This window comes from Actinomadura nitritigenes, from assembly GCF_017573545.1.
GTDB classification, from domain to species: Bacteria; Actinomycetota; Actinomycetes; order Streptosporangiales; family Streptosporangiaceae; genus Spirillospora; species Spirillospora nitritigenes.
The window spans coordinates 1-7,458 of the sequence record NZ_JAGEOK010000079.1 but is presented as its reverse complement, the minus strand read 5'-3'; the positions used below and the strand labels follow the sequence as shown (position 1 = coordinate 7,458).

Below are 7,458 nucleotides of genomic sequence, written 5' to 3'. Positions count from 1 at the left end.
GTTCGTACTGCTGGCCCGCATCCACGCACTCGAAACGGCTCGCATAGTTATCGACCAGCGTCCACCCTGGACCCGGCCCAAATTTCGATGAGCCGCCGATCTGCGGGGCGGCCGCCTGGGCGGTTGTACTCAGTCCGCTGACCGCCAGGATGGTGAGCCCGGCACTCACGGCTGCTTTGCGTAGTCGCATCTGCGTCTTCCTTTCTCGATGAGGGGTGTTGGACTCAGCTCGCATCAGTCGTTTCACCACTCAATCCGCTGGAGGGCGGTTCAGCAGGTCAGTCTATTGATGTTTCCTCGCCGTGATCGATTCGGACACCGGCGAGGCGGGTGGCGGTGACGGCGCGGCGTTCCAGGCCGGGCCGCTCAGCGGTGACCTCGGCCAGCCAGCGGCGGGCGAGTCCGCCGGTGCGGTCGGGGTCGGTGTTTGGCCTGCGGGTGACCACCAGTTCCAAACCGCCCCGCCAGTCCGGCGTACACACCTGGCAGGAATACCCACGGCCCGCTTCCGGTGAAGGGGTCGGGCCGCGATGCCTTCGAGCCCGGCGAGTCGGCGCGCAAGGTGTTGACCTGCCCATGAGCGGCGCTCTGGACGGTTGGGCCGCCTCCCGAGCGCGGTAAGCGCGGCCTGAATGTCGGAGTCAGGTCGCTCAGGCAGACGAGGACGTGCGGCCAGAGTTGGCCCCGCGTCATGGCGGGCTCCAGAGGAGCGGCGACGCAGGAAGACTTCCACGACGTCGTCATGATGCGGGCGGGAGTCATTGGCGACGTGGGCCAGGGCGTGGATGGCGCCAAGCCGGGCGTCGATGTCGGAGGAGTTGAGCCGTTCCAGAGCTTTGGTGAACCGGTCGGTGACCTGCCCGTGGTGGCTGAGCCGGTAGGAGCGGGCGGTGTACAGCAGCGACACCGCCACCACGACGGCGCCGCCGGCCGAGACCACCAGCAGCCGGGCGTTCTGGCGGTCCTTGGGGTCGTGCTAGTGCATCCAGTCGGGCATCCGCCACAACGCGGCCGCGTATGCCGCCGCGAGCCCGACCAAGCTGAGCCGGAGCAGCACCGTTCCCGCGCCGCGCACGACCGGCCGCGTGACTTCGTACTGCCCCTGCCGGCGAAGACGCGTCATTCGATTCACAACAATCAGACGCCACGGAACCGCGACGGCGTTCACCTGCACGCCCGCCCGGATCTGGCCGTAACCGGAGGTTTCAGCCCAGGCGCAGAAGAACAGTCGATCAAGGTCGATGGAAGTCGATCGAGGAGCCTCTCACCTGCGAAAGCACCCCAGGGGAGTCGCGGTGGGGTCAGGGGGAGTCCACCTAGGGTGGCTCCCCAATTGGGTCCCCCTGCTGCTGTCCGCAAGGTTGGAGGTGCTCAACGACGAACAAGATCACATTCGGCGGAGGAGGCCGCTGCAGCGTCAGTCGCGCTTGGTTCGTGTCGATGGAGTGGACCGCCGGAGAAGGCCGCCTCTCACCTGGATGAACTTGAATGTCGGTAGGCGGGTCTTAGCAGCTCGACACCCTGCGGATTAAAAGTCCGGAACTGTCGTGGCGGAGCGGCCTGTTCAGTGTCGACCTGTGCCGATCCGTCCACATCGAGCCCAATTTTCGGCCCGCACGGTGCCGCCGCGTGCCGATGCGGTTCGGAACCGCCGAGCCGACAACGAGCTGATACGCCTTCCCCTGCGACGACGTCTGTCCCGACGGGCAGCCGGACGTCTCCGTCGCCGTCAGCGACGGCAACTCCCAACGCTTGACCGTCGCCGTCGCCTCGAACGCCGCCGGCCGCCGGGCGCCTCTGCGGCGGGCGGCGGTGCCGGCTTCAGGAAGCCTCCCACCACGGTTCGATGTCCTTCTGAGCGACGAATTCGTGGAAGTCCATGTTCGCGATCTCCAAATTGCACGCCAGCGATCCGACCCTGTCGCAGGGAAGGACGGCAGGCTGCCCAGGGGTGTCGTAGAGGTCGACGACCGTCAGCGGGCGGCCCGCCTCGGCGAAGGTCTTGGCGTCGGCGAGCGCGACCAGGGTGGTGTGCTCCTCCGGCGGGACCAGCGCGGGGACCTGGCCCGGTTGGAGGTCCTCGAAGGCCCGGTCGTCGACGACCCGCGCCGTCAGCGGGTAGTTCTCGACGTCGATCTCGTCCGGGTCCAGGTCCGCGCCTACCCAGCCCTGCTCGTCGACCTCGTCCAGGTCGGCGAGCAGGGCGCGCCAGCCGTCCTCGTCGTCGAAGCAGGTGCGGACCAGCAGGGCGGCGTCGGTGGCGGGCAGCGCCGGGAAGGCCCGGCGCGGGGGCGCCGTCGGCGCGGGGAAGGCCGGCCGGCCTCCGTCCCCCTGGTACATCCCGAACACGTCCATTTCGCGCACGAGATGGTCGAACGTGAGGGCGCCGCTCGTCACGGCCGTCAGGACCTCGCCGAGCCGGGCTGGCGGGACCCGGACGCCGCGTCCGGGCGCGTCGGCCAGGTCGATCAGCAGCGGCCCGTCCCCACCGTAGGCCACCGAGATGTCCGCCAGGACGGCGACCTGCTGCGCCGGGCCGCCGCCAGGGACGACCGCCGGTACGTTCCCGCCGTGCAAGGAATTCCAGGCGGGGCCTTCGACCAGGCGGAGCCGTACATCGCCGTCCACGACGAGCACATCACCCTCCCGGCGACCTCGGATCTCATTGAGCAGCCCGCCCCATAATGGAGCGCCGTCCCTAAAGCAGGTGGACACCAAAAGCACTTCGCCGGGCGCGGGCTGGGGAAGGGTGGGAAAGGCCATGGTTCTCCTCCGGAAAAGCCGCTGTCGTGGTGACGGTTTCCGGCCATGATGGTGCATCGGTAGGACACTTTGCCCTCAAGGTCGTCGCGGCCGGCGGCGGGCCGGGCGCCCCAGTCCTGGTAGTTCGCAACCGCTCCCTCGAGGCGTGTCAACGGGGGGTGTCCCTATGGGATTCGTCAACCCGATGGGTGCTGGTAGTGGGTCAGTGAACGTCCCATTCGGACGTGGGCACGCAGTCGTGGACGGTGTAGGCCCAGCCTTCGGGGTGGGCGAAGAATGGGCGGGTGAGGAGGATGTCCCCTGCTCGTTGGGCTCGGATCATGATTCCGAGTTCGTCTGAGGCGGCGTCGCCCTCCACAGAGATCTGGCGGGTCATCGCCTGCCTGCTCACGTAGTCGAAGAACTCCTCCAGGAGTTCAGAGGGCACGCGGCCGACCAGTCGTGTCCCGTCCAGGGTGACCTGGGGACCGCATAGAGCGTCGACGGCAACGCAGGCCAGTCCTTGAAGCTCTCGGAAGTAGAGCGTGACTGCTGTCAGATAGGGGGAGACGCAGCGGGGCGGAACTCAGCTCGGTGGGTCAAGGCGCCGTGGTTAGGCTGCTGCGCAGAGGAGGATCCGGTGAATCCCTGCTGCTGACGCACGGCCAGGGCGTCTTGGAGGCTCATGCCGAACCGCAGCGGGCCCACGCCTTGCTGGGGGAGGTAGTCCCACTGCTGGCGTTCACTGTCATCGACGACCGACCACATGCCATTGATTGTCCCGTCATCAGCGAGTACCCGATCTTCGAGCACCCGGTCAGGCGGCCTGCGCCGAGGGTGTTCGGTCGGGTTGGTAGGGCTGTTTGTCGCGGAGCATGCCGTAGATGACGTCTGAGCGGCGGCGGGCCAGGCAGATGAGGGCGGCGCTGTGTTTTGCCCTCGGCTCTCTTGCGGTCGTAGTAGGTCCTGCTGTGCGGGTCGGAGAGGGAGGCGAACGCGGCCAGGAACATCGCGCGTTTGAGGGCCTTGTTGCCGCCCTTGGCGAGTGTTCGCCCTTGATGGATGATCCGGAGCGGCGGGTGACGGGTGCGAGGCCGGCGTAGGCGGCCAGGCGCCCGGCGGTCACGAACGCCGCGATGTCGCCGATCTCCAGCAGGATTCGTGCGCTGGTCCTGATCCCGATACCGGTCATCGAGGTCAGGACCCTGGCGAGAGGGTGGGCATCGAGGAGGATCTCCTCTACCTGTACGGCGACCTGGTCGCGCTGGTGGTGGACAGATCGCAGGGATCGGGCCAGGTGCGGCAGGACGGTCGCGGCCGCGGTGGTGCCGGGAACGACGACGGTCTGGGCGTCCAGGGCGGCCTTGACCGCCTCGACCAGGCGCCCGGCCATGCGCGGGGCCAGCGGCCGGGTGGTGGCCAGCAGCTCGTCGGTGGTGGCGGCGCGCAATTGGTCCGGGCCGCCGTAGGTGATCAGCAGTTCCAGGGCGGCGGGGTGGTGCAGTCGTGGCCCTAAAGGCTGTCCCGTAACGCCGGGCGATCAAGATCGTTGATCTTGGTGTGGAGCGGGTGATCAGGGCCGATCGGGACGAGTGGGTGCCGGTGTTCACCGGCCTGTCGGTGCGGCAGTTCCGACGCCTGGTGCGGATCGTTGCAGGTCGGGGCGGTGAGCAGACCGGGACCGGGCGACGCTGGAGTCTGCCGTTGGCCGACCGGGTGCTGCTGATCGCGGTGTACTACCGGACCAACCTCACGCCGCGGCAGGTCGCGTTGCTGTTCGGGGTGTCCAAGTCCGCCGCGCACCGTGTTGTGGACCACCTGGCGCCGCTGCTCGCCCTGGCCCCGGTCGCCCGCCGGCACGGTCCTGATCGTGGACGGCACACTCGTCCCCGTCCACAACCGGACGGTCACCGCCTCGTCCAAGAACTACCGGTACTCGGTGAACATGCAGGTGGTCATCGACGCCAACACCCGGCTGGTGGTCGCGGTCGGACGTCCGGTGCAGGGCAATCACAACGACTGCACCGCCTTCCGCGATTCGGGTGCCGATACCGCGTGCTGGGGTGCGCACGTGATGGCCGACGGCGGCTACCAAGGAAACCGGCAGGTCATCATGCCCTACCGGCGGCCACGCGACGGCAGCGAGTTGCCCGCCTGGCAGCACGAACTCAACACCGTCCACAAACGGGTGCGCGCCCGCGTCGAGCACGTCTGCGCGCACATGAAGTGGTGGAACATTCTGCGCAACTGCCGCCGCAAACGCGACTGCGTCCAGCACGCCGCCCATGGCATCGCCCTCATGCACAACCTGGCGATAGCCAGCTGACCGGCCCGGAGGACGCCAGATCACCGGCAGCACGCCTGGCCGCGCTTCTCGACCATTACGGGACAGCCTTTAGGGCCTTCTCCAGGGCAGGGGTGAATGGTGACCAGCAGCCCGCGGATCCGGTTGATCAGCCGGGTCGACTCGCCCGCCAGGTCTTCGTCGAACCCGACGAGGACCTCCAGTTCAGCCAGGGCTTCCTGGCCGGTGTCGACGCGGCGCAGGGAGTGCGGGAGGGTGCGGGCGGCGTCGGCGATGATGTAGGCATCGCGGGCGTCGGTCTTGGCGTTGCCGGGGTGCAGGTCGGCCAGGCGACGCATGGTCAGGTCGGGCAGGTAGGCGACCTGGCAGCCCTCGTCGCGCGCGACGGCGACGGGCAGCGCCCCGATCGAGGCGGGCTGGTCGACCACCACCAGCACCCGGCCGTGCCGGCTGAGCTGGGTGAACAGGGCACGCAGCCGCTGTTCGTCGTTGGGCAGGGGTTTGCCGTGCAGCTTCTAACCAGAGGGGGCCAGGGCGCAGGCGTGGTGCTCGCCCTTGCCGACGTCCAACCCCAGGAACACCGCGTACTCGACGCTCACGTCTACCTCGATCGGGAGGTTCGGCCTGGTCACAAGTCCTGGCGACGGCTGCCGGCATCCACGTTATGGCGAGACGATGACTTCGTCACGGAAGGTGCCTTGTCCCTATGAGCGGTCCACCGACGCCACCCGGGCCCGGTGACAACACCCCCCCGGATCATTCGTGCGACAGGGGGCTTGAGTCATGCCGGGCCGGGTGACCTGGCTCCCCACCATGGGCGGGGACGTGAAAACGGTAACGGGGCGATGTCTGAGCGGCGGGGGACACTGCCGGGCTCGGGCGATCCGCGCCATCACCCGCCGGTGCAGGTCGGGCGGCGGTTTGCGGGTGGCGGGGAGCGCCAGGGCGGGTCGCGGTCTCGCGGATCCCGGTGGTCTGTTCGGTGCAGGTGGTGCAGCTCGACAGGTGGCGCTCGAAGAGGCGCCGCTCGGTGTTGGTGAGGGCGTCCAGGGCGTAGGGGGCGGCAAGGTCGTGCGGGTCGTGGGTCATGGCTGCACTCCCAGGTAGTCGCGCAGCCGGATAAGTCCGTCGCGCATCCGGGTCTTGACGGCGGCCAGGCCGATGCCGAGCGGTTCGGCGACCTCGCGGTAGGTGTGGCCGCCGTAGTAGGCGAGGGTGATCGACTCGCGCCGCGTCGCGGTAAGGCCGCGCATGCAGCGGCGTACCTGCCGAGGACCTGTGCACGATGAAATGCATGGTCCAACGCGGCCGGGACGGCGTCCGTTCGATCTCGCCGCCTTGATTCCGGGTGCGGGGTTCGACGTGGGGAAAGCCCGGCAATAGGCTCCGGTGGTCGTTCACGAGGAAGGGCGGTCATGGGATTCAACCATTCGGTCATCGCGGTCGAGAACCTGCCGGTCGACGAGGTCGCCTCGCGGTTGGGCAGGCGGGCCGGCGGCCGGACGACCGATCACGACACCGCCACCTCCAGCCGGACACCGGGCTGGTGCGTCAGCCCGCCGATCGACGGCTGGACCTTCATCGTCGACCAGAAGCGCACGCTGCACAACGACGAGGACGGATTGCGCAGCCTCAGCACCGGCACGCGGCTCCTCACCTTCGAGGTCATGGAGACGTCGATGGGCTTCAGCGCCGCCTGCTGGACTGACGGCGGGATGACATGGAAAGCGGCGGTGGAGGACGAAGGCGGTCTGCTCTACACCATCGGGGAGCCGCCGCCGCCCTTCGCTGAACTCGTGGAAATCGAGAGCGAGGGCGCCAAGGCGGCGGACTATCTCGAATTCTGCCTCGCCCCGCCGCCCGAGGAGTGGGAGGTGTTCGAATTCGACCCGGACACCCTGCCGGGGCGGCAGGCCTCCATGCTGAACGTCCCGGTACGAACGGCCCGTGCGGTATCCGGAGGAAACGAGGCGCCGATTATCGAGGTCTTCGCCGGCATCACGGGCTACCGATACGACACCGGCGGAGCCCTCGACGCGTTGCACGTTCTCAGCGAGAACCCGGCTCATTGACCGGAACTGGCATTCGTCCGGCAGGACGGCGATCCCTCTAGCGGACGGTTCGCAGGGTCACGGACACTCGTCGGCCGCGGGGCACCCGTCCGGCAGGGCCGGGGTCGGTCTTGCGCGCCGGGATGGCGTGGCGCCAGGTGAACCGCGCCGGGGCCTGCAGGTCATGCGGCAGGCGCAGGCGGCGTTCGCGGACGGCCTGCACATCACCAGCATCGCGACGACATCGCCGTCCTCATCGCCCGGCTGCGCCGCATCCCCGAGGACCGGTTCGTCTCCTGGACGCTGCCGGCCGACCCCGCCGCCGTCCGCCGCGCCCGCGGGCTCGTCCGCACCCGGCTG

General features: G+C 68.7%; 8 protein-coding genes and 3 pseudogenes. 2 read left to right on the top strand and 9 right to left on the bottom strand.

Annotation, left to right across the window (positions count from 1 at the left end; translation table 11 throughout):
* The 6 genes and pseudogenes from J4557_RS48700 to J4557_RS48675 all read right to left on the bottom strand — a co-directional run.
* Positions 1 to 190 (bottom strand): hypothetical protein (locus J4557_RS48700; protein ID WP_208274732.1); only part of this gene is annotated, 190 nt, incomplete at its 3' end.
* A gap of 88 nt (positions 191 to 278) precedes the next feature.
* Positions 279 to 455, bottom strand: coding sequence for a hypothetical protein (locus J4557_RS48695; RefSeq protein WP_208274731.1), 177 nt, complete (start codon positions 453 to 455; stop codon positions 279 to 281).
* 521 nt (positions 456 to 976) lie between these two features.
* Positions 977 to 1,174 carry a hypothetical protein gene (locus J4557_RS48690; protein ID WP_208274730.1) on the bottom strand — a complete coding sequence of 66 codons (198 nt, stop codon included), beginning with the start codon at positions 1,172 to 1,174 and terminating at the stop codon, positions 977 to 979.
* Between the two features lie 647 nt (positions 1,175 to 1,821).
* Positions 1,822 to 2,763, bottom strand: coding sequence for a DUF6924 domain-containing protein (locus J4557_RS48685; protein ID WP_372442613.1), 942 nt, complete (start codon positions 2,761 to 2,763; stop codon positions 1,822 to 1,824).
* 202 nt (positions 2,764 to 2,965) lie between these two features.
* Complete coding sequence (locus tag J4557_RS48680; protein ID WP_208274728.1) at positions 2,966 to 3,190, bottom strand: hypothetical protein; 225 nt, start codon at positions 3,188 to 3,190, stop codon at positions 2,966 to 2,968.
* Between the two features lie 369 nt (positions 3,191 to 3,559).
* Positions 3,560 to 4,258, bottom strand: a pseudogene (locus J4557_RS48675) (transposase); the annotation flags it as partial.
* 44 nt (positions 4,259 to 4,302) lie between these two features.
* Between J4557_RS48675 and J4557_RS48670 the strand changes: the two are divergent.
* A pseudogene (locus J4557_RS48670) lies at positions 4,303 to 5,068 on the top strand (transposase).
* 89 nt (positions 5,069 to 5,157) lie between these two features.
* On the opposite strand, the pseudogene J4557_RS48665 reads toward J4557_RS48670, so the two are convergent.
* The 3 genes and pseudogenes from J4557_RS48665 to J4557_RS48660 all read right to left on the bottom strand — a co-directional run.
* Positions 5,158 to 5,646: pseudogene (locus tag J4557_RS48665) on the bottom strand (IS110 family transposase); the annotation flags it as partial.
* A 157-nt stretch (positions 5,647 to 5,803) separates the two neighbouring features.
* Positions 5,804 to 6,136, bottom strand: a complete 333-nt coding sequence (locus J4557_RS52475; RefSeq protein WP_372442612.1) for an RskA family anti-sigma factor — start codon at positions 6,134 to 6,136, stop codon at positions 5,804 to 5,806.
* Entirely contained in the window at positions 6,133 to 6,339 is a 207-nt protein-coding gene (locus tag J4557_RS48660; RefSeq protein ID WP_372442614.1) for a sigma factor-like helix-turn-helix DNA-binding protein, read from the bottom strand. The genes J4557_RS52475 and J4557_RS48660 overlap by 4 nt, the downstream gene beginning before the upstream one ends.
* Before the next feature lie 123 nt (positions 6,340 to 6,462).
* On the opposite strand from J4557_RS48660, the gene J4557_RS48655 reads away from it, so the two are divergent.
* The gene (locus J4557_RS48655) at positions 6,463 to 7,119 is read left to right on the top strand and encodes a hypothetical protein (RefSeq protein WP_208274725.1); all 657 of its coding nucleotides are present in this window, start codon (positions 6,463 to 6,465) and stop codon (positions 7,117 to 7,119) included.
* Positions 7,120 to 7,458: the final 339 nt, after the last annotated feature.

Coding starts and splice junctions, on each gene's coding strand:
- J4557_RS48655 (WP_208274725.1), top strand. CDS start 6,463: ATGGGATTCAACCATTCGGTCATCGCGGTCGAGAACCTGCCGGTCGAC.
- J4557_RS52475 (WP_372442612.1), bottom strand. CDS start 6,136: ATGACCCACGACCCGCACGACCTTGCCGCCCCCTACGCCCTGGACGCC.
- J4557_RS48685 (WP_372442613.1), bottom strand. CDS start 2,763: ATGGCCTTTCCCACCCTTCCCCAGCCCGCGCCCGGCGAAGTGCTTTTG.